General features: G+C 70.8%; 23 protein-coding genes. 13 read left to right on the top strand and 10 right to left on the bottom strand.

The genetic code is table 11. The annotated features are described in order from the left end of the window. Positions 1-20 precede the first annotated feature (20 nt). Both ABD346_RS08715 and ABD346_RS08710 read right to left on the bottom strand, forming a co-directional pair. Positions 21-1064 (bottom strand): lactonase family protein, encoded by a 1044-nt coding sequence (locus ABD346_RS08715; protein WP_344373559.1) that lies wholly within the window; start codon positions 1062-1064, stop codon positions 21-23. A 117-nt stretch (positions 1065-1181) separates the two neighbouring features. Then, complete coding sequence (locus ABD346_RS08710; RefSeq protein WP_344373558.1) at positions 1182-1403, bottom strand: hypothetical protein; 222 nt, start codon at positions 1401-1403, stop codon at positions 1182-1184. Between the two features lie 329 nt (positions 1404-1732). Here ABD346_RS08710 and ABD346_RS08705 point away from each other — a divergent pair, with 329 nt between their 5' ends. Beyond that, positions 1733-2332: an XRE family transcriptional regulator gene (locus ABD346_RS08705; protein ID WP_344374437.1), complete on the top strand. Its 600-nt coding sequence runs from the start codon at positions 1733-1735 to the stop codon at positions 2330-2332. A gap of 16 nt (positions 2333-2348) precedes the next feature. On the opposite strand, the gene ABD346_RS08700 is transcribed toward ABD346_RS08705, so the two are convergent. After that, positions 2349-3854, bottom strand: coding sequence for an FUSC family protein (locus ABD346_RS08700; RefSeq protein WP_344374436.1), 1506 nt, complete (start codon positions 3852-3854; stop codon positions 2349-2351). 228 nt (positions 3855-4082) lie between these two features. Between ABD346_RS08700 and ABD346_RS08695 the strand changes: the two genes are divergently transcribed. From ABD346_RS08695 to ABD346_RS08685, 3 genes are all read left to right on the top strand, one after another. Next, entirely contained in the window at positions 4083-4559 is a 477-nt protein-coding gene (locus ABD346_RS08695) for an Lrp/AsnC family transcriptional regulator (protein ID WP_053728505.1), read from the top strand. A 105-nt stretch (positions 4560-4664) separates the two neighbouring features. Next, entirely contained in the window at positions 4665-5351 is a 687-nt protein-coding gene (locus tag ABD346_RS08690; protein ID WP_344373557.1) for an HAD family hydrolase, read from the top strand. Positions 5352-5514: 163 nt separating this feature from the next. Next, positions 5515-6567, top strand: a complete 1053-nt coding sequence (locus ABD346_RS08685; RefSeq protein ID WP_344373556.1) for a chitinase — start codon at positions 5515-5517, stop codon at positions 6565-6567. Between the two features lie 99 nt (positions 6568-6666). Here ABD346_RS08685 and ABD346_RS08680 read toward each other — a convergent pair whose 3' ends face one another. After that, positions 6667-7635: a PDR/VanB family oxidoreductase gene (locus ABD346_RS08680; RefSeq protein WP_344373555.1), complete on the bottom strand. Its 969-nt coding sequence runs from the start codon at positions 7633-7635 to the stop codon at positions 6667-6669. 351 nt (positions 7636-7986) lie between these two features. After that, on the bottom strand, positions 7987-8352 hold the full coding sequence (locus ABD346_RS08675; RefSeq protein WP_450318150.1) for a luciferase domain-containing protein: 366 nt from the start codon (positions 8350-8352) through the stop codon (positions 7987-7989). A gap of 696 nt (positions 8353-9048) precedes the next feature. Here ABD346_RS08675 and ABD346_RS08670 point away from each other — a divergent pair. The 7 genes from ABD346_RS08670 to ABD346_RS08640 all read left to right on the top strand — a co-directional run bounded on the left by ABD346_RS08670 (position 9049) and on the right by ABD346_RS08640 (position 17632). Beyond that, positions 9049-9276 carry a hypothetical protein gene (locus ABD346_RS08670; protein WP_053728499.1) on the top strand — a complete coding sequence of 76 codons (228 nt, stop codon included), beginning with the start codon at positions 9049-9051 and terminating at the stop codon, positions 9274-9276. Between the two features lie 84 nt (positions 9277-9360). After that, entirely contained in the window at positions 9361-10167 is an 807-nt protein-coding gene (locus tag ABD346_RS08665) for an HlyD family efflux transporter periplasmic adaptor subunit (protein WP_344373554.1), read from the top strand. Then, the gene (locus ABD346_RS08660; RefSeq protein WP_344373553.1) at positions 10164-12443 is read left to right on the top strand and encodes an NHLP family bacteriocin export ABC transporter peptidase/permease/ATPase subunit; all 2280 of its coding nucleotides are present in this window, start codon (positions 10164-10166) and stop codon (positions 12441-12443) included. Before ABD346_RS08665 ends, ABD346_RS08660 begins: the two co-directional genes overlap by 4 nt. A gap of 1 nt (position 12444) precedes the next feature. Next, complete coding sequence (locus ABD346_RS08655) at positions 12445-15285, top strand: NHLP bacteriocin export ABC transporter permease/ATPase subunit (protein WP_344373552.1); 2841 nt, start codon at positions 12445-12447, stop codon at positions 15283-15285. Positions 15286-15446: 161 nt separating this feature from the next. Then, complete coding sequence (gene htpX / locus ABD346_RS08650; protein WP_344373551.1) at positions 15447-16352, top strand: zinc metalloprotease HtpX; 906 nt, start codon at positions 15447-15449, stop codon at positions 16350-16352. Between the two features lie 38 nt (positions 16353-16390). Then, positions 16391-16969, top strand: a complete 579-nt coding sequence (pspAB, locus tag ABD346_RS08645; protein WP_344373550.1) for a PspA-associated protein PspAB — start codon at positions 16391-16393, stop codon at positions 16967-16969. A 102-nt stretch (positions 16970-17071) separates the two neighbouring features. Beyond that, on the top strand, positions 17072-17632 hold the full coding sequence (locus ABD346_RS08640; protein WP_344373548.1) for a phospholipase domain-containing protein: 561 nt from the start codon (positions 17072-17074) through the stop codon (positions 17630-17632). 33 nt (positions 17633-17665) lie between these two features. Here the strand turns inward: ABD346_RS08640 and ABD346_RS08635 are convergent, their stop codons facing one another. The 5 genes from ABD346_RS08635 to ABD346_RS08615 form a co-directional block, all read right to left on the bottom strand. Next, positions 17666-18160, bottom strand: coding sequence for a DUF3574 domain-containing protein (locus ABD346_RS08635; RefSeq protein ID WP_344373546.1), 495 nt, complete (start codon positions 18158-18160; stop codon positions 17666-17668). Positions 18161-18195: 35 nt separating this feature from the next. Next, entirely contained in the window at positions 18196-19137 is a 942-nt protein-coding gene (locus ABD346_RS08630) for an NsdA family TPR-like regulatory protein (protein ID WP_344373545.1), read from the bottom strand. Beyond that, positions 19134-20348, bottom strand: a complete 1215-nt coding sequence (locus ABD346_RS08625) for an MAB_1171c family putative transporter (RefSeq protein ID WP_344373544.1) — start codon at positions 20346-20348, stop codon at positions 19134-19136. Before ABD346_RS08625 ends, ABD346_RS08630 begins: the two co-directional genes overlap by 4 nt. Then, positions 20345-20920, bottom strand: a complete 576-nt coding sequence (locus ABD346_RS08620; protein ID WP_189960521.1) for a hypothetical protein — start codon at positions 20918-20920, stop codon at positions 20345-20347. The genes ABD346_RS08625 and ABD346_RS08620 overlap by 4 nt, the downstream gene beginning before the upstream one ends. A gap of 158 nt (positions 20921-21078) precedes the next feature. After that, positions 21079-21501 (bottom strand): YjbQ family protein, encoded by a 423-nt coding sequence (locus ABD346_RS08615; RefSeq protein WP_344373542.1) that lies wholly within the window; start codon positions 21499-21501, stop codon positions 21079-21081. 538 nt (positions 21502-22039) lie between these two features. Between ABD346_RS08615 and ABD346_RS08610 the strand changes: the two genes are divergently transcribed. Further along, complete coding sequence (locus ABD346_RS08610; RefSeq protein ID WP_344373541.1) at positions 22040-22924, top strand: ABC transporter permease; 885 nt, start codon at positions 22040-22042, stop codon at positions 22922-22924. Beyond that, the gene (locus ABD346_RS08605; protein WP_344373540.1) at positions 22897-23649 is read left to right on the top strand and encodes an ABC transporter ATP-binding protein; all 753 of its coding nucleotides are present in this window, start codon (positions 22897-22899) and stop codon (positions 23647-23649) included. The genes ABD346_RS08610 and ABD346_RS08605 overlap by 28 nt, the downstream gene beginning before the upstream one ends. The last annotated feature ends 6 nt before the right edge of the window (positions 23650-23655 follow it).

Below are 23655 nucleotides of genomic sequence, written 5' to 3'. Positions count from 1 at the left end.
GTCGATGCTCAGCCCGATGCTCAGCGGAAGACGACGCACGAGGCGGCGAGCGCGTCGATGGATCCGGCCCGGGTGGGGATGCCGGTGGCCGGGTCGATGTCGAACCAGGTCACGTCGCCGGAGCGCTCGTTGGCGGCGTACAGACGGCGCCCGGACGGGTCCAGGGTGAGATCGCGCGGCCAGTGCCCGCCGCAGTCCACGGTGGTGACGAGGCGGGCCTTCTCACCCGTTGCGTCAAGGGCGAGAACCGCGATCGAGTCGTGCCCGCGGTTGGCCGCCCATGCGTGGCGCCCGTCGAGCGCGACGACGACCTCCGAGGGGTACGTCGCCGTGGTGACCCCGTCCTCGACGACGGGCACTTCGTGGAGCGGTTCGAGGCTGCCGCCCTCCGCGTCCCAGCGGCACACGGTGAGCGTCGGCACGAGTTCGTTGAGGACGTACGCGTGGCGGCCGGCGGGGTGGAAGGCGAGGTGACGGGGGCCGGTGCCGGGCCGCAGGACGGTCTCGGAGTACAGCCGCAGGGCGCCGGTCCCGGGGTCGAGCGCACAGACGCGTACGGAGTCGGTACCGAGGTCGACACTGACGACCCAGCGGCCGCTCGGGTCGGCCAGCACCTGGTGGGCGTGCGGCTCCTGCTGGCGGTCGGGGTGCGGGCCGGAGCCGTGGTGCGCGAGGACGGACGCGGCCGGGCCCAGGCTGCCGTCGGTGCGGACCGGGAGCGCGGTGACGCTGCCGGAGTCGTAGTTGGCGGTGACGAGGTGCCCGGCGCCGAGGGCGAGATGGGTGGGGCCCGCGCCGCCCACCGGCACGGGCTCACCGAGCAGCCGGGGAACGTCTTCGCTGACGTCGAAGGCGGCAGCCGCCCCGTCGGCGTTCTCCCCCACGGCGTACAGGACGGCTCCGCCCTCCGCCGGCACCAGGAACGAAGGATTGGCGAGGGCATCCGAGGACCCGAGCGGGGTGAGCGCCCCGGTGGCCTCGTCCACGGCGACCGCGGTCACCCCGCGCCCGCCCGCCGTGGTGAACGACCCGATGAATGCCCGCGCGACCCTGTCCGTGCCCACCTTGCAGCCCCTCTCCGCCGTGACCGGCCCATACTCCGGAACCGGCCCGCACACCGCTGTGCTCCGGCGACGGTAGCAGGGGGTCTAGACCAGCTGGGGAGGGGTGAGCGGGATATCTCAGCCCGCGAAGAACGGGATCTCCGTGCCGTGCGCCTGGATCATGTGCCGCCTGATCTTCACCCGCGCGTCTACCTCGGCCGAGGGGTCGCTGCCCTGCACCGCATGACGAAGCTCGGCGACGAGGTTGGAGCACGGCTCGCACCCTTGCACGCCGTGGATCGGTGGGGCCGAAGGCGGCAGCGTGTAGTCACCGTTGCCGGGCGGATGGCTCGCATACATGCGTTGCTCCCCTGGATCGTGCCGGCTCGTTGTGACCGACTCGGTGATCGTCGCTCGCCCTCTCGGACGTATCTCCCCCCGAATTGAGGACAGTTGGGACGCCTCGGCGGTAGCTTCGAAGAAGGCCCAAACGTCCACGCCAAGGGGGTTGACAGGTGAATACGGGACTGCGCTCAGCCCTGGACGATGCGGGCATGACCCCCCGCAGGCTGGCCAACCTGGTGGGGGTATCGGCGAAGCAGGTGGAACGATGGCTCGGTGACGCCGAGTTGACACCGCACGCGAGGAACAGGGCCGATGCCTGCCGGGCGCTGGGAGTGGATGAAGAGATGGTGTGGCCGCAAGCCGTGAAGGACCGGATCAAGACGGGCAACGACCGCGAGCTCGTGCACTCGTACCCGTATCGCTCCGCCTGCCCGTCCACCGCGTGGGCCGAGCTGGTGGACGGGGCCGAGGAAGAGCTGTTCCTCGCCGGGTACACCAACTACTTCTTCTTCACGCAGGTCCCCGCGTTCCCCGAGACGCTCCGCCGGAAGGTGGCGTCAGGGTGCCGGGTGCGGTTCCTGCTGGGCGACCCGGGGGGCGAGGTGACGCGGCAGCGGGAGGCCGTCGAGGACGTGGCCCTGAGCGTGTCCACCCGGATCCGCATCACGCTGGAGCACCTGGAGCGCCTCGGCCTGGAAGGGCTGGAGGCTCGGTTCAGCGCACCGCTGGATGCCATCAACCATGTGTCGCTTTCCGTGTTCCGATTCGACCACGACGCGCTGGTCACGCCGCATCTCGCGCGGCTCGTCGGCCATGACTCGCCCTTGATGCACCTGCGGCGCCATGGCGACGGCGGCATGTTCGACCGGTTCGCGGAGCATGCCGAAGAACTCTGGGGCAGAGGCCTGCCGATCGGGAGGGAGCAGGCCCCGTCGGCCGAATGACGGGACCCGTCTCCGCTCAGGCCACGGCCAAGGCCGCCCGGGGCGAGGACCGCAGCGGTGCGGCCAGTTCTCCCAGGGCCCGCTCCAGGCCGTGCAGGTGGGTGAGGGCGGCCTCCGCGCCCGGGTGGTGGTGGGGGGCCGGGAGCGCGGTCAGGGCGGTCCACGGGGACGGGTCCGGCGACGGGGAGACCAGGGTCGCCACCGCCGCCTCCACGCGCTGGCACGCCGCGGTGAGGCGGGCGTCGTGCGAGGCGGCCGGGTCGGCGGCCACCATGGCCAGGCCCCGCACCTCGCGGGCGCAGTCGTCGAGCAGGACGAGGACCTGGTGGGCGCGGGCCCTGCGGGCACGCAACGGGCTGAGCGGGTGGACCAGCGGGGCCAGCGAGTGGCGGACGCGGCCAAGCAGGAGTTCCAGTTCGGCGGCGCGGGGCGCGGGGTCGGCGCTCTCGTCCCCGGCGAGCCGGTGCGCGGCCGCCGCGGTGCAGCGGTGTACGCAGTGCAGGGCCCGCTGGATCCACGCGTCGGTGGCGGCGTGCGTACTGACCGGCAGCACCAGGGCGACGCCGACAACCGCGCCGAGCGCACCCACCGCCGTCTCCTGGACGCGGAGCACGAGCAGCCCGGGGTGCAGCACGCCGAGCAGTCCGTAGAGCAGGCCCGCCATGACGGTGACGAAGAACATCATCCAGCTGTAGCTGGGCGCGGCCGTGTAGAAGATGCCGAAGACGCACACCGCGACCAGCACCGCGGTCGGGGCCGGCGCTCCGTGCAGCGGGATCGCGATGAGCAGCCCCGCGACGATGCCGGTGACCGTGCCGAGGACCCGGCGGAAGCCGCGTACCAGGGTCTCGCCGCGCGACGCGGTGTTGACGAAGATCCACCAGGCGGCGCCGACGGCCCAGTACCAGCGGGCCTCGGAGAGCGCCTGGCCCACGCCGAGCGCGATGCCGCAGGCCACCGTCGCCTGGAAGGCCTGGCGGGTGGTGGGGTGGGCGAGTCCGCGCCCGGTGAGCGGAGCCGGGGCCGCGGGCGGTGCGGTGCGCCGCTCGATGCACCACAGCCCGAACCTCACCCCCGCCGAGGCCGCGATCGCGAGTGCAACTGCACCGTAGAGTTCCGGCAGTTGGGAGGGAACCGCGTGCAGGAACTGGGTCGTGAAGAACATCATGAAGGCGAAGATCCCGAGCGCCTGGCCGCGCGGCCCCCAGCGTCGCGCGTACACCCCGGCGAAGATCACCGCGAGCCAGCAGACGTCGCGCAGCAGCGGGGTGCCGTGCAGCGCGGCAGCCAGGGCGAGCACCGGGAAACCGACGGCAGGGAGCAGCGCGGTGGTGACCATCTGGGAGCGGACCGTAGCGTCGCCGACCGTGAAAAGCGCGAGCAGCGAGGCGAGGCCCGCGGTGATCGACGCGGGCAGGGAGAGCCCGCAGAGTTCCGCGGCGGCCACCGACAGGCTCACGCCGAGAACGGCCCGCAGTGAAACACGCAGTCGCAAAAGCCCCGGGTCCGGAGCCACAAACATCCTCTTCACGACGGTCGCCGCGCCCCCTTTACGTGCACATTCGCTTCAGGCATGACAAAGGCGCCGCTGGGCCAGGACCGGCATCGTCACCGTCCCGCGCGCTGCGCGGCGCCATCTACCTTCAGAGGAAAACATCCGGAGTGACACTGGCTCAACCGAGCTCGGTATCACTGCGCCATTGGTACAGTCAAAGCCCTGCTGACAGGACCAGAAGGGAGCCAACGGGACATGACGGTGGACACACTCGACACCCGGATCCTGCGGTTGCTCATCGAGCAGCCGCGCACCAGCATCCGCGAGTACGCGCGCATCCTCGGCGTCGCCCGCGGCACGCTCCAGGCCCGGCTCGACCGGATGGAGCGGGACGGCGTGATCACCGGCACCGGCCCCGCGCTCTCCCCCGCGGCCCTCGGCCACCCGGTGCTCGCCTTCGTCCACATCGAGGTGACCCAGGGCCACCTCGACGAGGTCGGGGACGCGCTCGCGGCGGTGCCCGAGATCATCGAGGCGTTCTCGATCACCGGCGGCGGCGATCTCCTGACCCGGGTCGCGGCCCGCGACAACGCCCACCTCGAAGACGTCATCCAGCGCCTCATCCAGCTCCCGGGCGTCGTCCGCACCCGTACGGAGGTGGCGTTGCGCGAGCGGGTGGCCCACCGGCTGCTCCCGCTGGTCGAGTCGGTGGGGCGCGCCTCCGCGAAGTGAGCGGGGTGAAGCACTCCCGAAGTGGGTGCCCGCGGTGAGCCCCGCCGGGCACCTCCGCCAAGTGACCGACGCGGAACGCCTCCGCCCCTTGGCATGCTGGGACACATGAGCACATCACACACCTCTTCGGTCATCTTCGACCTCGACGGCACACTCGTGGACAGCGAGCCGAACTATTACGAGGCCGCGCGCCAGGTGCTCGCGCGCTACGGCCTCCCCGACTTCACCTGGGAGCAGCACGCCCGCTTCATCGGCATCGGAACCCGCGAGACGCTGGAGATCCTGGACCGGCAGCACACACTGACCGGTCCGATCGAGGAGATGCTGGCGGCGAAGAACGCGGCCTATCTGGAGCTGGCCCGCGCTTCCACCGAGGTTTTCCCGGAGATGCGCACGTTCGTGGAGCGGCTGCACGCGGCGGGCGTGCGGATGGCGGTGGCCTCGGGTTCCTCGCGCTCCGCGATCGACGCGATCCTCGCAGGCACCGGCCTCGATTCCTTCATGGAGCTCGTGGTGTCGGCCGAGGAGGTCGAGCGCGGCAAGCCCGAGCCGGACGTCTTCCTGGAAGCGGCCCGGCGCCTCGGAGCCGCGCCCGCCGACTGCGTGATCCTGGAGGACGCCCCGCCCGGAGCGGCGGCCGCGCACGCCGCCGGGATGCGCTGCATCGCCGTCCCCTACCTGTCGCAGAGCGCCGACGACCCGGCGTTCGCGACGGCTGGACTGCTCTTCCCCGGCGGCCAGCGCGAGTTCAGCGCGGAGCGGGCGTACGCGTGGATGACGGCAGAGGCCTGATCCTCAACACCCCTTGCCGACAAGGGCGTTCCACACGATTGACGGAAGGTCTGGACCAATCTACGGTGTGGGGCGCCACCCCCTCGCACCTCCTCAGGTCCCCCCACGGTCCAGGAGCCGCCGCGCCCCCACCGCAGCCGCTCCCGGAGGCAAGGAGCACAGCATGATCGGTCGTACGTTACGTCTGCTGGGAGCAGGCCTGCTGCTGGCGCTCGCCGCGCAGGCCCCGGTGGCCGCGGCGCCGAGCGCACCTCGGGCCGACACCTGCGCGGTCAAGTCGAGACCCTCGGGCAAGGTGCTCCAGGGTTACTGGGAGAACTGGGACGGCGCCGCCAACGGCGTTCATCCGCCGCTGGGCTGGATCCCCGTGACCGATTCCCGCATCGCCGGACACGGCTACAACGTCATCAACGCGGCCTTCCCCGTGATCCGTTCGGACGGCACCGTGCTGTGGGAGGACGGCATGGACTCGACGGTCAAGGTGCCGACGCCCGCCGAAATGTGTCAGGCGAAGGCGTCCGGCCAGACGGTCCTCATGTCCATCGGCGGGGCCGCGGCCGGCATCGACCTCAGTTCGAGCGCCGTCGCCGACCGGTTCGTGGCGACCATTGTGCCGATCCTCAAGCAGTACAACTTCGACGGCATCGACATCGACATCGAGACCGGCTTGGTGGGCAGCGGAAACATCAACACCCTGTCGGCCTCGCAGGCCAACCTCATCCGCATCATCGACGGCGTGCTCGCCCAAATGCCCTCGAACTTCGGCCTGACGATGGCCCCGGAGACGGCGTACGTCACCGGGGGCAGTGTGACGTACGGCTCGATCTGGGGCGCGTACCTGCCCATCGTGAAGAAGTACGCGGACAACGGCCGGCTGTGGTGGCTGAACATGCAGTACTACAACGGCAGCATGTACGGCTGTTCCGGTGATGCGTACGAGGCCGGCACGGTCGCCGGGTTCACCGCGCAGACGAGCTGTCTCAACAAGGGCCTCGTCGTCCAGGGCGCCACGATCAAGGTGCCGTACGACAAGCAGGTACCGGGTCTGCCTGCCCAGCCCGGCGCGGGCGGCGGCTATATGACGGCGAGTCAGGTCTCCCAGGCATGGAACACCTACAGCGGCGCGCTCAAGGGTCTGATGACGTGGTCCATCAACTGGGACGGCTCGAAGAACTGGACGTTCGGCGACAACGTCAAGGCATTGCAAGGCCGTTGATGTCCGTCCAGCCGTGCGCATGAGCCCGTGCGGCATGCGCCCCGCCCGGCTTCCGCCGGGCGGGATTCATGCGCTCACGGATCTCGCGGATCTCACGGATCAGATGTCGAGCACCAGACGCCCGGAGGAGCAGCGCGAGACGCACAGCATCATCGCGTCGCCCGCGTCCTGCTCGTCGGCGGTGAGCACCGTGTCCCGATGGTCGGGGGTGCCGTCGAGCACGACGGTCTCGCAGGTGCCGCAGACGCCTTCGCGGCAGGACGTCTCGATCGGGATCCCGGCGTCTTCGAGTGCCTCGACGATGGACTCCTCGGGGCCGACCTGAAGGGTGCGACCCGAACGGCGGCACTCCACCTCGAACCCGAGCTCGCCGCCCTGCGAGGCCGCGACCTCGACGGCGGCGAACCGCTCGACGTGCAGACGGTCACGCAGGCCGAGTTCGGCGCACTTCTGCTCGACGGCGACCAGGAGCGGCTCGGGTCCGCAGCAGTAGATGTGGGTGGTGGGCCCGGCCTGGGCGAGGATGCGGCCGAGGTCGAGGTGGCCGTGCTCGTCGAGGGGGTGGAAAGTCACCGCCCGCTCTTCGGCGACGAGTTCGAGCAGCTCGTCACCGAAAGCCATGGAGGCGCGCCTCCGTCCGCCGTGCCAGAGCTGCCACGGCCGCCCGTGCGCGCCGGCCTCCTTCGCCTGGGCGAGGATCGGGGTGATGCCGATGCCGCCCGCGACGAAGAGGTACGACTCGGCCTCCACCAGGGCGAAGTGGTTGCGCGGCCCCTTCACGGTGAGGGTGTCGCCGGGGCGCACCCGGGTGTGCAGATACCGCGAACCACCGCGCGAGGACGGTTCATTGAGGACGCCTATACGGTAACGGCCGACGTCACCCGGGTCGCCACAGAGGCTGTACTGACGGATGTGGTCACCGGCATGGACGTCGATGTGCGCACCCGCTTCCCAGGCGGGCAGCGGCTTGCCCTCGGGGTGGACCAGCTCGACGGAGAGAACGTCCTCGGCCTCCCATGTCATCCGGTGCACGAGCAGGTCGAACTGGGATTCCGGGGTGGTGCTCATGTCGTCCTCCTTGGCGGACCGATACGTCAAGATCGGGATGCGCTGCTGGCGGTGGATGCTAGCCCGCGCGCCCCGCCCCGCCAACGAGTGTTCAACTGCACGGTGTTCAGCCCCTGCCCCGGCCAGGGCCCCCTGTGCGAGCAACCCGGCACCGCCCGAGTCCGAAGGCAGGTTCAGGGGCGCGAGGAACTGCGCGAGCAACCACCGACGACCCGCACCCGAAAGACGGCATGGCACACCGTGCTGAGAGGGCGCCCATCACCACGGGCGCGACAATGGTGGTCCCGAACATGGCCGGCCCGCACACACCGGCACCCCGCACATATGGGCCAGCCACACAGATCGCCGGCCTCAGACCGCCCGGGGCCCATGCGGCAAGAACCGTCCGACCGCCCGCCGCGCGGCAGGGAACACGCCCGCAGCCGGGAGCTCCAGGACGGCCGGCTCCCGTACGCGCTGGAGCGGAACCGCGGGGCGGTACCACGTGCACGGGGAAGGAAGGGGGTTCGGCGGCCCGCCGGTGTGGGCCTTGAGGGCGACGCTGACCAGCGTGAGCAGCAGGTCCACGTCCGAGTCGCAGTCGAGCAGTATGGTCACCCACGCGGACCCCGGCTTCAGCCGGATCGCCGTGCTGTGCCGCAGCTCGGGACGCAGGCGCTCGATCGCCGTGTGGGTGAGATGCAGGTCGGCCGCGAATCCGGAATGGAAATGCACCACTTCGTACTCCGCCGTGAAAAGCGCCTCCCCAACTGCACATCGGGGTGGGCCACTTACCAGGTTCGGCCATGATTGCAACTGGTCCATGGCGCGATGAGCCGCGGTCATGACGCCATCCTCGCGCACACTTCACCCGGAGGACCACCCCCCGCCACCCATGGATGGGTTTCGTGGCCGGTCCACACCGGGCCACCTGCGGCCGGAGCGGCTTCTCCACGGGTGTTCACCCCCGCGTCATCTCCTGGCCAGGTGACCAGTTCTGACGGGTGAGGGGCTCTCCACGCCGCCCAGCGGCGCCGACTTGCCCTGGACGACGTCCGGCACCCCGCACATGCCTCCGAGGCAAGCGGAAGACCGCCTTCCGAAAACCTGCACATCCCATGCGCAACCCCGTCACCGAGGTCACGGACCGGCCTCGGGTCCGGACCGGGGGGCGGGGGTTTGGGGCGGGAGTGTCCCAGTTGGGAAAAGTGAGCCCCGGGCGCCAGGAATTCAACTCGTGAAGCTCGTGAAGAATCTGACCCCGATTCATGAACAGACCTCCACGCGACCGCAATTCGGAGCACCCGCCAACCCCTGGTCAGCCACACGACGATTGGCTGTGAAAGCTGTCCGCGTGTTTTGATCCTGGCCACTGCGGGAGCCCCGGCAAGGAGTTCCCGATAGGAAATGTCCCCATGAAAGGCAGTACTCACGATGAACAACGCTCCCCAGGTTGAGACCCTCGAGATCTCCGACGCCGACCTCGACAACGTGTCCGGCGGCCTCGTCGGCACCGCGCTCGGCAACGTGACCGGCACCGCCGACTCGATCCTCCCGGTCTCCGGCATCGTCGGCTCCGTCACGGGCCTCGTCGGCTCGGTCACCGGCGTGAACACCGGCGCCGTCACCGGCCTGGCCACGGGCCTCGTCGCCGGTCTCTGAGATCGCGCGTGAGCCCCGGAACCCTCTCGGTTCCGGGGCTTTGCGGATGATTTGCGGATGGTTCACGGTTAAGGAAAGAGTTTCTTGCAGTTTCGCCAACAGGCCCTTTCCAAACTGCAGTCACCGGAGGAAATCGACCTGCCGGTGCGTTTTGCGCGCCCGCAGGGCAGGCTCGTCCTTTTTGTCACTGTGGTGGTCATGGCCGCAGCCTGTTTCTGGGCCGTGACGGGTTCCGTTTCCTCCACGATCGACGCCCCCGGCATCCTCACGCACGCGCAGGGCAGCTATGTCCTGCAGAGCCCGGTCGCGGGCCAGATCACCGGTGTGTACGCCAAGGAGGGCCAGGCCCTCGCGGCCGACGCGCCGCTCCTCAAGGTGCGTACCGCGCAAGGTGACCGGACCGTCCGCGCGATCGCCGCGGGCCGCCTCACCAGCCTCTCCGCCACCATCGGCTCGGTCGTCGCCACCGGCGCGAACGTGGCGAGCGTGGAGCGTACCGGCGGCGCCGACGACCCGCTGATGGTGATGCTGTACCTGCCCGGCGACAGTGTCGCGAGCGTCCCCGCGGGCGCCTCCGTGGACCTCACCGTGCAGTCCGTGCCCGCCGAACAGTACGGGGTGCTGCGCGGCCGGGTGGCCGCGGTCGGCAGGGCGCCGCAGACACAGCAGCAGATCGCCGCGTTCCTCGGCGACGCCCAGCTCGCCGAGCAGTTCTCGCAGCACGGCAGGCCCGTGGGGGTCCTGGTGAAGCTCGATGCCGCGCCCGGCACGAAGTCCGGCTACCGCTGGTCGTCGGCCGGCGGACCTCCGTTCGCCGTCGACTCCATGACCCTGGCCACCGGCACCGTCCACCTGGCCGACCGGCGTCCCATCGATTGGCTCCTCCCGTGACCGCACCCCACGCATCCCCCACCGCCCCGCAGCTCCCTCCCACCGGCCATGGACGCAGACGCGCCGCCGGCTCTCCTGGCAGCAGCCGTCGTTCACGCGGTCGCCAGGCACCGAGGGCCGGGCGGACCACGACCGTGCGCAGCCCCACCGTCCTCCAGATGGAGGCCCTGGAGTGCGGTGCCGCCTCCCTCGCCATGGTGCTCGCCCACCACGGCCGCCACGTTCCCCTCGAGGAGCTGCGCATCGCGTGCGGCGTATCGCGCGACGGCTCGCGGGCCAGCAACGTCCTGAAGGCGGCCCGCAGTTACGGGCTCACAGCCAAGGGCATGCAGATGGAGCCGGCCGCGCTCGCCGAGGTGCAGGGGCCCGCCATCCTGTTCTGGGAGTTCAACCACTACGTCGTGTACGACGGCATGGGGCGGCGCCTGGGCCGGCGGGGCGTACACATCAACGACCCGGACAAGGGCCGCCGGTTCGTGCCGACGGAGGACTTCGACACCAGCTTCACCGGCGTCGTCCTCGTCCTGGAACCCGGCCCCGACTTCCGGCGCGGCGGCCGCAAGCCCGGCGTCATGGGCGCGCTGCCCGCGCGCCTTCGCGGCACCACGGGCACCATGCTGGCCTCGCTGCTCGCCAGCCTGCTGCTCGTGGCGGTCGGCGCGACGCTGCCCGCTCTGAGCCGTACGTACATTGATCTATTCCTGATAGGCCGTCAGACCTCGCTGCTGGGCGTTCTGTTCGCGGCCATGGGCACCATGGTGGCGCTCACCGTCGTGCTGACCTGGCTCCAGCAGGCGAATCTGCTGCGGGGGCGCATCATCTCGTCCACGCTCAGCAGCGCCCGGTTCTTCCGGCATCTGCTGCGGCTCCCGGTCACGTTCTTCGCTCAGCGCAGCCCCGCCGACCTCGTGCAGCGGCTCCAGTCCAACGACGCGGTCGCCGAGACGCTGGCCCGCGATCTGACCGCGGCGGCCGTGGACGGCATCGTCGTGCTGCTCTACGCCTTCCTGCTGTGGACCTACGATCCACAGCTGACCGTCATCGGGGTGGGCATCGCGCTGCTCAACGTCGTGGCGATGCGCATCGTCGTACGGCTGCGGGCAACGCGCACGCAGAAGCTGCGCGCCGACAGCGCGCGGCTGACCAACACCTCGTACACCGGGCTCCAGCTGATCGAGACGATGAAGGCCACCGGCGGCGAGAACGGGTACTTCCGCCGCTGGGCCGGCCAGCACGCCACGACCCTGGAGGAGCAGCAGCGCCTGGGTGTGCCGAGCGCCTGGCTCGGTGTCGTCGCGCCCTTGCTCGCCACCCTCAACAGTGCGCTGATCCTGTGGATCGGCGGACTGCGGGCGGTGGAGGGGCACATCTCGATCGGTCTGCTCGTCGCCTTCCAGGCCCTGGTGACCCGCTTCACCGCGCCGGTCACCCGGCTCAACGGCGTGGCGGGCCGCATCCAGGACTTCGCGGCCGACGTGGCCCGCCTCAAGGACGTCGAGAACTTTCCCGTCGACGCGCTGCACACCCGTCCCGAGCCGGCCGCGAGCACGCGCCGCCTCACGGGCCATGTGACGCTCGAAGACATCACCTTCGGCTACAGCCCGCTCGACAAGCCGCTGCTCACCGGGTTCTCGCTGACCGTCGGCCCGGGTCAGCAGGTGGCTCTCGTCGGCGGCTCCGGGAGCGGCAAGTCCACGGTGTCCCGGCTGATTTCGGGCCTCTACGCGCCCTGGGAGGGCACGATCCGCATCGACGGGCAGCGCCTGGAGGACATCCCGCGCGGGGCGCTCGCCGCCTCGGTCTCCTTCGTCGACCAGGACGTCTTCCTCTTCGAGGGCACGGTCCGCGACAACGTCGCGCTGTGGGACCCCTCGATCCCGGACGACGCCGTCGTGGCGGCCCTCGAGGACGCGGCCCTGTACGAGGTCGTCGCGCGCCGGGCGGGCGGCATCCACAGCCGGGTCGAGCAGGACGGGCGCAACTTCTCCGGCGGTCAGCGCCAGCGCCTGGAGATCGCGCGGGCTCTGGTGCGGAGGCCGAGCATCCTGGTCCTGGACGAGGTCACCAGCGCCCTGGACGCCGAGACCGAGCACGTCATCATCGACAACCTGCGCCGCCGCGGCTGCGCCTGCGTCGTCATCGCCCACCGCCTCAGCACCGTGCGCGACAGCGACGAGATCGTGGTGCTCGACCACGGGACGGTCGTGGAGCGCGGCCGGCACGAGGACCTGGTCGCCGCCGCGGGACCGTACGCCGAGCTGGTCAGGGAGCACTGAGGTGACGTCCGTACATCCCCTCGCCGAGCCCGGCACCGACCCGGTCGTCGGCGCGCTCGGCGGGCTCGGGCAGCACATCGACTGCGCCGGTCTGCGCAGCTTCTCGCTGGAGGGGCCGCAGGTGCTGTGGCTCGTGGTGAGCGGCGCCCTGGACCTGTTCGCGGTCGACGCGGTGGCCCAGGGCCACTGGCACTTCCTCGGCCGGCTCGAACCGGGCACCCTGCTGCTCGGCCCGGTCGAGGGCCCGCAGCACACCCTGGTCGGCCGCCCGCTGCGCGATTGCGTGCTGCGCCGCATCCCGCTGCGCGAGCTGTACCGGTACCCGGACGCCGGCGGGTACGAGGGGCAGTACCTCAGCCAGTACGACACCGGGGACGCGGCGCTCAGCCTCCTGGAGCACGCCTTCTCGCTCGGCGTCGGACGGGGCCAACGCGTCCTGTTCGAGGCGCCGTTGGACGGCCGTACCGCGCTCGACGAGGCGGTGGCCGACGACGACATCCTGTGGCTCCCGGTGTCGCCGGGCAGTGTGCAGTACGGGGCCGCGTTCAGCGCGGAGGCGGCCGGTGACCTGCTCGTCGACGGCGCCCTGTGGCAGAGCATGGTCAACCAGCAGTACCGGCTGCTCTCCGCGCTCGACCGCTGGATCGAGCGCCTCGAGCGTGCGCACGAGGACCGCACCGCGGCCGGCATCAAGGCGGGCGAGGCCGTCCGTGAGGAGGCCGACCGGGCGCTGCTCACCTCCATCGGCCGTACCCGCAAGGCACCCTCACGTACGGCGGGTTCGAGCGACGACGCGACGTACGCGGCGTGCCGCCTCGTCGCCGACGCGGCCGGGATCACGCTCGCGGACCCGGCGCTCGGCGGCGCGGTCAGCGACCGGATCGACGCGGTCGAGCGGGTCGCGGTCGCCTCCCGGATCCGCACCCGGCCGGTGCGGCTCGACGGGCGCTGGTGGCGCGAGGACTCCGGCCCGCTGGTGGGCCACCGCACCAGCGGCACCGCGGTCGCCCTGCTGTGGCGGCGCGGCGGATACGAGGCGGTGCACCCGGTGTCCGGCCGGCGCACCCGTATCGACGCCGACAACGCGGAGGAGTTCGAGCAGCGGGCCGTCATGTTCTACCGGCCGCTGCCGGAGCGGCCGCCCGGCACGTGGGGGCTGCTGCGCTTCAGCCTGCGCGGCACCCGCGCCGACGTGCGCAATCTGCTGCTCGCCGGTCTGGTGACGGTGGCGCTCGGCGCCCTGGTGCCGATCGCGACCGGGCAGGTGCTCGGCGTCTACGTGCCGCGCGCCGAGAGCAGCCTCATCGTGCAGGTGTCGCTCGCCGTGATCGTCTCCGGCATCGTGTCGGCCGCGTTCATGCTGCTCCAGAACCTCACCATCCTGCGCATGGAGGGGCGGATCGAGAGCACCCTGCAACCCGCGGTGTGGGACCGGCTGTTGAGGCTTCCGACGAAGTTCTTCGCCGAGCGCTCCACCGGTGAGCTGGCGAGCGCGGCGATGGGGGTCAGCGCGATCCGGCGGGTCCTGTCGGGCATCGGCCCGGTCGCCGTGCAGGCGGGCACGGTCGGGGCCATGAACCTGGTTCTGCTGCTGTGTTTCAGCGTGCCGCTCGCGCTGGTGGCGATCGCCATGCTGATCGTCATCGCCGCGGTGTTCCTCACCATGGGCATGTGGGAGCTGCGCTGGCAGCGCCGCCTGGTCGAGCTCGGCAACAAGCTCAACAACCAGGCGTTCCAGACCCTGCGCGGGCTGCCCAAGCTGCGGGTCGCCGCGGCGGAGAGCTTCGCGTACGGGGCGTGGGCGGGCGAGTTCGCGCGCAGCAGGGAGCTCCAGAAGCGGGCGGGCCGGATCAAGAACCTGACGACGGTCCTCAACGCCGTCTATCTGCCGCTGTGTTCGCTGCTCCTGTTCGTGCTGCTCGCGGGCCCGGCCCGCGGCTCCCTGTCGGCCAGCGCGTTCCTGACCTTCAACACCGCGATGACGATGCTGCTCACGGCGGTCACGCAGCTGACCGGCGCGTTCATCTCGGCCGCCGCCGTACTGCCCATGTTCGAGCAGATCAAGCCCGTGCTCGACGAGGCGCCCGAGGTGCGCGGGGCCAGCACTCAGCCCGGCGCGCTGTCCGGCGGGATCGAGGCGCGGGGCCTGTCGTTCCGCTACACCGACGACGGTCCGCTGGTCCTGGACGACGTGTCCCTGAACGTGGCGCCGGGCGAGTTCGTGGCGGTGGTCGGCCCCAGCGGCTGCGGCAAGTCGACGCTGCTGCGGCTGCTCATCGGCTTCGACGACCCGGTCTCGGGCAGCGTGCTGTACGACGGCCAGGACCTGGCGGCCCTCGACCGGGCGGCCGTGCGCCGCCAGTGCGGGGTCGTGCTGCAGAACGCCCAGCCGCTCACCGGGTCGATCCTGGACTGCATCTGCGGGGCGGAGGTGTTCACGCAGGAGGAGGCGTGGGAGGCGGCCGCGATGGCGGGCCTCGCCGAGGACATCAAGCGGATGCCGATGGGCCTGCACACCATGATCTCCGGCGGCGGCGCCATCTCGGGCGGCCAGCGCCAGCGCCTCATGATCGCCCAGGCCCTTGTCCGGCGCCCCCGCGTCCTCTTCTTCGACGAGGCCACCAGCGCCCTGGACAACGAGACCCAGCGCATCGTCATCGAGAGCACCCGGAGCCTGCGGGCGACCCGCATCGTGATCGCCCACCGGCTCTCCACCGTCCTGGACGCCGACCGCGTGATCGTCATGTCACAGGGCCGGATCGTGCAGCAGGGCCCGCCCGCCGAGCTCCTCGCCGACCCCCGCGGACGCCTGCACGAACTGGTCCGGCGGCAGCTGCGCTGAACGCCCGGCGCGGTGGCATTGTGGAGAGTGAGCACCACTTCACCGGTCCTGGAGAACGCCATGATCAAGAGGAATGTGCCGCCTCTCCTCCGGCCCCCGGCCCCCGCCGCGCGGCCCCGCACGCGGACGGCCCGTACCGCTCCGGGGAGGGTGTGACGGCCGTGCACAGTCGCTTCGAGCCCGACCGGCAGCTGACCGCCCGCATGCTGGTCACCCTGTTTCTGCTCGGCCTGCTGTACGTGGCGTTCGTCGGGGCCCTCCTGGTCCTGCTGAAGTCGACTCTGGTGGTCGTGGTGGTGGCGGCGGCCGTCCTCGTGTCGCAGTACTGGTTCTCCGACCGGATCGCCCTGTACGCGATGCACGGCCGCGTCGTGACCCGCGAGGAACAGCCCCAGTTGCACGGCATCGTCGACCGGCTCTGCGCGACCGCGGACATGCCGAGGCCTCAGGTCGCGGTCTCCGACACCGATCTGCCCAACGCGTTCGCCACCGGCCGCAACGCCGATCACGCGGTGCTCTGCGTCACGACCGGGCTGATGCGCCGCCTGGAACCCGACGAGCTGGAGGGCGTCCTGGCCCACGAGCTGTCGCACGTCGCGCACCGCGATGTCGCGGTCATCACCGTCGCCTCGTTCCTGGGCGTGATCGCGGGGCTCATCGTCCGCTTCGCCTTCTACTCCCAGATGTACGGGGGCCGCGGACGGCGCGACCAGAACACCATGGTCGTCCTGCTCGGCGTGATGGCGGTCTCGGCGGCCGTGTACTCGATCAGCTTCCTCCTCATCCGGGCGCTTTCCCGCTACCGGGAACTGGCCGCCGACCGCGCCGGGGCGCTGCTCACCGGGCACCCCTCGGCCCTCGCGTCGGCGCTGACCAAGCTCGACGGGGACATCGCCCGCATCCCGAGCAAGGATCTGCGGACGGCGAGCGCGTTCAACGCGTTCTACTTCATCCCGGCCTTCGGCAAGGGCGACAGCCTGTCCCGCCTCTTCAACACCCACCCGACCCTTGAGCAGCGTCTCGACGGACTGGCGAAGATCTCCGCGGAGCTGGGCCGTCCGGCCTGACCGCAGCACCTCCCACCCCCTGACCGAGGACGGAGCGCATGGGCTTCCTGGACATCCTGCTCGGCCGCACCCGGCCGGCGGCCCCCGACCTGGACCGGCTGTTCGGCCTGCCGTCGGCGGCCGTGACCCTCCAGGCGGCCGCGGACTTCACGCCGACCGGGCGGGGCTCGGTGTGCTTCACGACGGTGGAGGGCTCGGCATTCGCCGGGATCCGGCGGGACGTGGCGGACCTCCTGAACGCGGACACCGAACGGGACCCGTCCTCGGTCGAGTTCAGCCGCGACTCCTACGGCTACTCGTGGCTGCTGTCCCGCCGGAGCCCCGACGACCTGGCCTCGCTCGTCGGCGATCTGCACGCCGTGAACACCGCGCTCGAAGGATCCGGCTTCGGCCCTCAACTCCTGTGCTCCCTGGTCGGGTTCAGCAACGCGGACGACCGGGCGTTCGGGTTGGTGTACCTCTACAAGCGGGGCTCCTTCTACCCCTTCGCGCCGCTGCCCGGGGAGAAGCGGGACAACGCCCTTGAGCTGCGGATCAGGGCGGTCGTCGCGGACGACCTGCACATGGAGAGCGACCTGTCCCGCTGGTTCCCGGTGTGGGGCGCGCCGGGCCTGTGAGGCACGGATGCCCCGGCAGGGCTCCGGCCGGCGCCCGTTGAACGGGGGGTCGACCGTTTCCGTATGGAGGGACGTCCTTGCCCTCAGCCCGAAGGGCCTCTCGTGAGGCACGCAACGAAGTGCGGTGCGGCCCGCTGGGCCGTGGTGCTCGCAACCGTGAGCGCGGTCGCGGGCACCACGGCGGCGCTGCCCGCGAAGGGGCCCCTGCCGTCCGTCTCCGCGGTGGACGACTGCGCCAGGGGCGGCGTGGACGTCACGGCGAGCAACGGCGGCGATGCGCCCTTCACGTTCCGGCTGGCGGGTGTCTCGGCCGCCGTGGATCCGGGCCGGTCGCGGACCATCCTGGTTCCGGTCGCCGACCGCCAGAGCTACCGCTTCACCGTGCTCGGCCCGGGCGGCTTCCGCCAGGACGTGAGCGGCGTACTGAACTGCGCGGCGGCTTCCCCGTCGCCGACGCCGTCGCCGTCGCCACCCCCGTCGCCCGCGACCGGCGCGGACCGGGCGACCGGCTCCCGGCCCGTCACCGTCGCGCCCCGCGAGGCCGGCGCGGACGGGCGCCGGTTCGCGATCGCCGGGGTCACCGACCTCGACTCGCTGGTGACGGGAACGGTTCTGGTGCTGCTCGGCGCGATGCTCTTCGTCGTACGGCGGCTCAGGCTGTGAGCGGTGCTCGCCGGGCAGCGGGGCCGGTCCGGCTCAGAAGTCGGCCTGGGCCTTCACATCGGCGCGGCCCACCGACTCCAGGCCGTACATCGCGCAGTACAGACTGCGGATGTACTGGATGTCGGGGTCGTGGGTGTGGGCCTCGCGGGCGGGATAGAGCACCGTCAGCTCGTAACTGATCTCCCGGTTGATGGAGCCGGTCTTGTCGCGCCACTGGCCGCGGCCCTGCTGGATGGTAAGGCCGGACGGGAAGCGAGGGGTGATCACGTCGGCGACGAACTTCATGAACTGGTCGTCGGTTATGGGTGGTTCACCGTTGTGGCGGCCTGTCCCGAAGTAGAGATGGGTCGCCAGATATGGGCTGCCGTGGGCGGCCGTCTGCGTTTGTGCCGACGCGGTGGCGTTCGTGCCGTAGGCGACTTCGGACACCGGTCCTCCGGTGGCGAAGAGGAGAGCGACCGCCACGAGTGCGGCGGCCGCGGGCGTGGACACCCGGATCTGGAGCATGTTGTCCCTGTCTGTCGGCATGAAGTGGGGTGCTTTCCTGGCGGTGCCAGGGGGTCCTAGCGGGAAAGACGGTCCTGGCCCTCGGAGCGCGAGGGGACGGACGCGAGGAGAAAGGCCGCCGCGTCCCGCAGGTTCACCGGCGCCGCCGGGCAGCCGCGTAAGCGGGCGGCGGTGCGGGCGAGGGTCTCGGTCGTCCGTACGGAGCCGATGCTCGCGGCGCGCGGAGCGAGGTCCGCGATGAGGTCCTCGGCGTCGCGCCATGCTCCGGCTCCGGCGAGGGCGGCGAGGAGTTCCGCCGTGAAGAGGTGGCGGTAGGAGGGACCGGGGGCGGTGGCGGCCTCGTGCAGCAGAGGGATGGCGCGGTCCCAGTCGTGCAGCCTGGCGAGCACCCAGCCGTGGTGGCCGGTGAGTTCGGCCTGGTCGATCCACCAGGCCCAGGGCGGGTCCTGGCGGGAGGCGCCGTCGAGGAACCGGCTCCGGGCCCGCGAGATGAGTGCGTCGGCGTCCCGGTGGCCGCCCAGCATGGCGGTCGCGTGCGCCCTGCGTACCAGCACGAGCGTGCCGACCAGGGTCGGCAGCGGGCGGGGTCCGGACACGCGGGCGGCGGATGCCAGGGCGGCCCCCGGGCGTCCGGCGCGGGCGTGCAGCATGCTGTCGTTGAGCAGCACCAGGCGGGCGATCGCGCGGTCGCCGCAGAGTTCGGCGAGGGCCAGGGCGCGGGTGTTCATGCGGTGGGCCGTGTGGCTGAGGCCCGCGTCGAAGAGGATCCAGCCGATCACTTCGCAGAGTTCGGCGAGGGCGGCGAGCAGGTCACTGTCCTCGGCGTGCAGGGCGGCGGGGTCGGCCGACAGTTCGGGGACGTCGTGCAGGAGCTCGCGTACGGCGGGCACCGCGGCCGTCGCACCGTGCCCGGCGTCGAGGGCCACGAGGCGCTCAACCGCGCGCAGCGCAAAGGGAGTCAACAGCACTCCGGCGGAGGCGTCGGACACCTGTGTCATGACGGGATTCTGTCGGCCGCGCGCACCGCCCGGCCGTGGGTGAGGGCGGTGAACGAGGACGCGACCTGGGTCAGCCACTCCACCTCGTCGCGGAAGTCGTCGTACGGCGGCCGGGCGGGGATGTCGGCGGCGTCGGCCTGCTCGTCCCGTTCCTCGGCCGGGCGGTTCAGGACGGCCCGCACCTGGAGCGCCTCGCCGAGCGGCGAGGTGGGGTCCTCGGGGAGGCCGAGGGAGCGGGCGACCCGGGAGAAGTCGGCCAGCGAGAGCGAGGTGCGCAGCATCAGCTGTCCGTCGCGTATCTCGATGACGCGCCGGTAGAGGCTGTAGTGCGGGTCGCGCGGCGGGATCAGGTCGCGCGCCCAGGACCGGGGCGGGTCGAGCGCGATGTCCGGCGAGGCCTGATAGAGCGCCCACCACAGCGGCCGCAGCCGCAGGTAGGAGCGGTAGCTGCGCAGCCAGCCCGCGGCGCGGGTGAGGTGGATGCCCCAGGACGGAATGGTCCAGCCGGTGATCTGGAGCAGGGCGCCGATGGTGCCGCAGGACCACTGGATGGGGTCGAGCGCCGAGGCGTCGAAGTGCAGCCGGGTGCCGGCGATCTGAATGCTGCGGGTGACGCAGTAGACCAGGATCATGCTGGCGCCGACGGTGACCGTGCGCATACCGACTTTGAGCCATTGCCGGTTGGCCATCTTGGTGAATCGCAGCGAGAGCCGGACCGTCTCGAATTGCCCGATGCCGCAGATGACGAGATAGAACGACATGTACAGCGCGTAGCGGCCGTCTTGAATACTGAGAAGGATGGTCGACGTCGCCGTTTTCGCGCTGGCGACCGGGCTGACCGCGAGCGAGGCCACCACCAGGACACACAGCGCGGCACCGAAGAACAGCACCCGGCGCGTTGCCCGGTGCCGGGCCTCTTCGGGCGGTGACGACCAGTACACGAGGACGACCTGCTGGGCCGCGGTAAGGATGACGACGGCGACCTGGACAATCAGCGAGGTGATGTTGGGCAGGCCGAACAAGTCGGAAATGTGCACCCGCAGCGCGTCCAGGTCGACCAGGAAACTGATCCCGGAACACAGGAAGTAGACGCACAGCGCCCACAGGGCGACATCGTGCTTTCTGCGCAGCAGATCAGGCAGCCGGTAGGCGAAGGCCGCGAGGCCGCCGAGGGAACAGACCCAGGTGAGGACCAGGTTGACGGTATTCATGACTGGTCCGGATTGCCGACGCCGTTCTCGATGCGCGCGACGATCTCCGCGGCCTCCTCCGGCACGCCCCAGGCGGGTTCCAGCCACCTCTTGGTGGCGCGGGCCAGGATCAGCGAGGCCATCGTCTCGGCCTCCTGCTCCTCGTCGTCGCTGTAGCGGGAACGCATCAACATGCTCTGGACCACCGCCGGTTCGACATCCGTGAACAACTGACTCGTATCACTGTGGTCGAATTCCACGGAACCTCGGTGCGCGAAGGCGATATGAGACAGTTCATGGGCAATGATGTGCTCTTTGTGTGACGGGGAGGCAGCCTTCTCGTAAGCGATGATGTCGAAGTCGTCGAGTTTCAGCCACAGGCCGAAGAGATGGCGTTCCGGGAAGGGCATCGGAATGAGATGGATCGGCCGCTGATTCTGTGTACTGAGATAGCGGTGCAGTTCGTCGATGCCGCAGCCGTGCTCCATGCCCCAGTCCGCGAGCAGCGCCTCACAGGTTTGACGAACCTTTTTGAGACGGCGCCTGAGCCGACGGTCCTCCGGCGACGGTAACGCAGAGCCAGACACCTTCATCCTTTAGCCTTCCACGCCTTCCACGCTGGAGAAGCAGGCCGTTGCAATGCCGATTTCAGCGGTGCCGGGGATTCAGGCCGCCAAATCCCCTGCCGGACACCGCGGCCATGATGCCACACCCTTCAACTCTCCTACTGTTGAAGTGTCTTTCGCCGGACTCAGCCGAGAAAACTCAGCCGCACCTGCCGGTTCGGATTGTCCTTGTTCGTGTCCACCAGGCACACCGACTGCCAGGTGCCGAGCGCGAGCCGCCCGCCGACGACCGGCAGCGTGGCGTGCGGCGGCACGAGCGCGGGCAGGACGTGATCGCGGCCGTGGCCGGGGCTGCCGTGGCGGTGCTGCCAGCGGTCGTCGGCGGGGAGCAGCGTGTGCAGCGCGGCGAGCAGGTCGTCGTCGCTGCCCGCGCCGGTCTCCAGGACGGCGACGCCGGCCGTGGCGTGCGGCACGAAGACATTGAGCAGGCCGTCGCGGCCGGCCGCGCTCCGGGTCAGGAACTCCTCGCAGTCCTGGGTCAGATCGGTGACCGTCTCGTGGGAGCCGGTCGCGATGTTCAGGATGCGGGTGGTGAAGGCGTCGGACATGCTCCCCATCTTCCTGCCCGGGCGCCGCGTACGCGCGGGCGCCGCACCGGGGAACGCACCGCGGCCGCGCCCAACGGGCAAGATCGCGCGTCCGAGGAGCGAGACACCGTTGACCCCGTCCGGAACGGGTCGCTACGTTCGCGCCATGTTGCGTACAGCCCTGCTCACCACGCGCGGTCACATCGACCTGCTGCGGGTGGCGTCCGCCGCCTGTTGTCGCGGCTGCTGACGTCCTTTCAGGCGACGGGCACCCTTTCCCACCGGTGCTGATGTCTCTTTCTGCTGGTCACCGCTGCTGAGGCTCCTTGCCCCTCGGCCCGTTGCGTCCAGCGACGTCGTACGCCTCTCCCCCCGTCATTTCCAGAGCTCTTCCCGAGCCTTTCCGGGCCTCGCCGTCGACCGCCGACGCGTGCGGGCGAGTGGTCGCGTCCCGCGCCATCGCCCGGCGAAGGCCCGCACACACACGCGTCCGCGCCATGGCATCGTCCGCCGCTGCCCCAAGCACCCTTCATCTCCTTCGCCCGACCATGGAGTCCCCATGACCGTCGATCACGCCCCGCCGGATATTTCGGCCACATCCGGTGCAGCCACCCTCGCCACACCCGTCGGCCCCGCTCTCGAACCGGTCGTTCCCTCCGCTGCCCGGGGCAGTCGGCTGCGCTCCGTGCCGCGTTGGCTGCGACGCACCGTAGGGCCGCTCACCCTGCTCGTCCTGTGGCAAGTCCTCAGCGCCACCGGGGTGTTGAGCCCCGACACCCTCGCTTCGCCCGGCACCGTCGCCCGCGCCGGGGCCGATCTGATCGGGGACGGAACGCTGCCGTCGGCGATGGCCATCTCGCTCCAGCGGGTGGCCGTCGGCCTGCTCATAGGCGGCGCTGCCGGGATCACGCTGGCACTGCTCTCCGGGCTCTCCCGGCTCGGCGAGGACCTGATCGACGCCACTGTGCAGATGCTGCGCACCGTGCCCTGGGTCGGCCTGATCCCGCTGTTCATCATCTGGCTCGGCATCGGCGAAGCCCCCAAGGTGGCCCTGATCGCGCTCGGCGTGGCCTTCCATCTGTATCTCAACGTGTACGCCGGGATCCGGGGCGTCGACGCCCAACTCGTCGAAGCGGGGCAGGCGTTGGGGCTCGGGCGCTGGGGTCTGGTGCGGCATGTGGTGCTGCCGGGCGCCCTGCCCGGCGCGATGACCGGGCTTCGCTACTCGCTCGCCACCGCCTGGCTGGCCCTGGTGTTCGGCGAGTCGATCAACGCGGACGCCGGGATCGGCTTCCTGATGAACCAGGCCCGCGAGTTCTTCCGTACCGATGTGATCGTCGTCTGCCTGGTCGTGTACGCCTTCCTCGGCCTGCTCGCCGACGCCGTCGTCCGCACTCTCGAAAGGCTGCTCCTCCAGTGGCGACCGACCTTCACCGGCCAGTGACCACCACGGCCACCGCCGATGCCGTACGGGTCGAGGGGCTGACCCGGTCCTTCGACGGGCGGTCCGTCATCGACGGGCTCGAACTCACTGTGCGAGCGGGCGAGTTCACCGCACTGCTCGGCCGCAGCGGCTGCGGCAAGTCGACGCTGCTGCGAGTGCTCGCCGGGCTCGACCGGGAGATCGAGGGCACGGTGCTCGTGCCCAAGCGGCGGGCCGTCGCCTTCCAGGCACCCCGGCTCATGCCGTGGAAGCGGGTGTGGCGCAACGTACTCCTCGGACTTCCCGGCAAGCCCCAACGGGCCGTCGCGGAGAGCGCGTTGGAGGAGGTGGGGCTCGGGCACCGGTCCGGGGCCTGGCCCAAGACGCTGTCCGGCGGGGAGGCCCAGCGCGCCTCGCTGGCGCGGGCGCTGGTGCGCGAGCCCGATCTGCTGCTGCTCGACGAACCGTTCGGCGCGCTGGACGCACTGACCCGGATCAAGGCACAGCAGCTGGTCGCCGAGCTGTGGCAGCGGCGCGGCTGCGCGGTGCTGCTCGTCACGCATGACGTGGACGAGGCGCTGCTGCTCGCCGACCGCGTCCTTGTCATGCGGGACGGGGTCATCGCCCATGACGCGCCTGTCGATCTCGAACGGCCCCGCACGGTCGGTGCGCCCGGATTCGCCGGGCTGCGGTCCCGGCTCCTCACCGAACTGGGCGTCGAGCAGCCCGCCGCCCCTTCCCCATGAACCCCC

The organism is Streptomyces mauvecolor (assembly GCF_039532965.1).
GTDB classification, from domain to species: domain Bacteria; phylum Actinomycetota; class Actinomycetes; order Streptomycetales; family Streptomycetaceae; genus Streptomyces; species Streptomyces violascens.
The sequence above is the reverse complement of the archived record's forward strand: the minus strand, read 5'-3'. Positions and strand labels throughout refer to the sequence as shown.

Coding starts and splice junctions, on each gene's coding strand:
- ABD346_RS08710 (WP_344373558.1), bottom strand. CDS start 1,403: ATGTATGCGAGCCATCCGCCCGGCAACGGTGACTACACGCTGCCGCCT.
- ABD346_RS08705 (WP_344374437.1), top strand. CDS start 1,733: ATGGTGTGGCCGCAAGCCGTGAAGGACCGGATCAAGACGGGCAACGAC.
- ABD346_RS08700 (WP_344374436.1), bottom strand. CDS start 3,854: ATGTTTGTGGCTCCGGACCCGGGGCTTTTGCGACTGCGTGTTTCACTG.
- ABD346_RS08695 (WP_053728505.1), top strand. CDS start 4,083: ATGACGGTGGACACACTCGACACCCGGATCCTGCGGTTGCTCATCGAG.
- ABD346_RS08690 (WP_344373557.1), top strand. CDS start 4,665: ATGAGCACATCACACACCTCTTCGGTCATCTTCGACCTCGACGGCACA.
- ABD346_RS08685 (WP_344373556.1), top strand. CDS start 5,515: ATGATCGGTCGTACGTTACGTCTGCTGGGAGCAGGCCTGCTGCTGGCG.
- ABD346_RS08680 (WP_344373555.1), bottom strand. CDS start 7,635: ATGAGCACCACCCCGGAATCCCAGTTCGACCTGCTCGTGCACCGGATG.
- ABD346_RS08670 (WP_053728499.1), top strand. CDS start 9,049: ATGAACAACGCTCCCCAGGTTGAGACCCTCGAGATCTCCGACGCCGAC.
- pspAB (WP_344373550.1), top strand. CDS start 16,391: ATGGGCTTCCTGGACATCCTGCTCGGCCGCACCCGGCCGGCGGCCCCC.
- ABD346_RS08635 (WP_344373546.1), bottom strand. CDS start 18,160: ATGCCGACAGACAGGGACAACATGCTCCAGATCCGGGTGTCCACGCCC.
- ABD346_RS08630 (WP_344373545.1), bottom strand. CDS start 19,137: ATGACACAGGTGTCCGACGCCTCCGCCGGAGTGCTGTTGACTCCCTTT.
- ABD346_RS08625 (WP_344373544.1), bottom strand. CDS start 20,348: ATGAATACCGTCAACCTGGTCCTCACCTGGGTCTGTTCCCTCGGCGGC.
- ABD346_RS08620 (WP_189960521.1), bottom strand. CDS start 20,920: ATGAAGGTGTCTGGCTCTGCGTTACCGTCGCCGGAGGACCGTCGGCTC.
- ABD346_RS08615 (WP_344373542.1), bottom strand. CDS start 21,501: ATGTCCGACGCCTTCACCACCCGCATCCTGAACATCGCGACCGGCTCC.
- ABD346_RS08610 (WP_344373541.1), top strand. CDS start 22,040: ATGACCGTCGATCACGCCCCGCCGGATATTTCGGCCACATCCGGTGCA.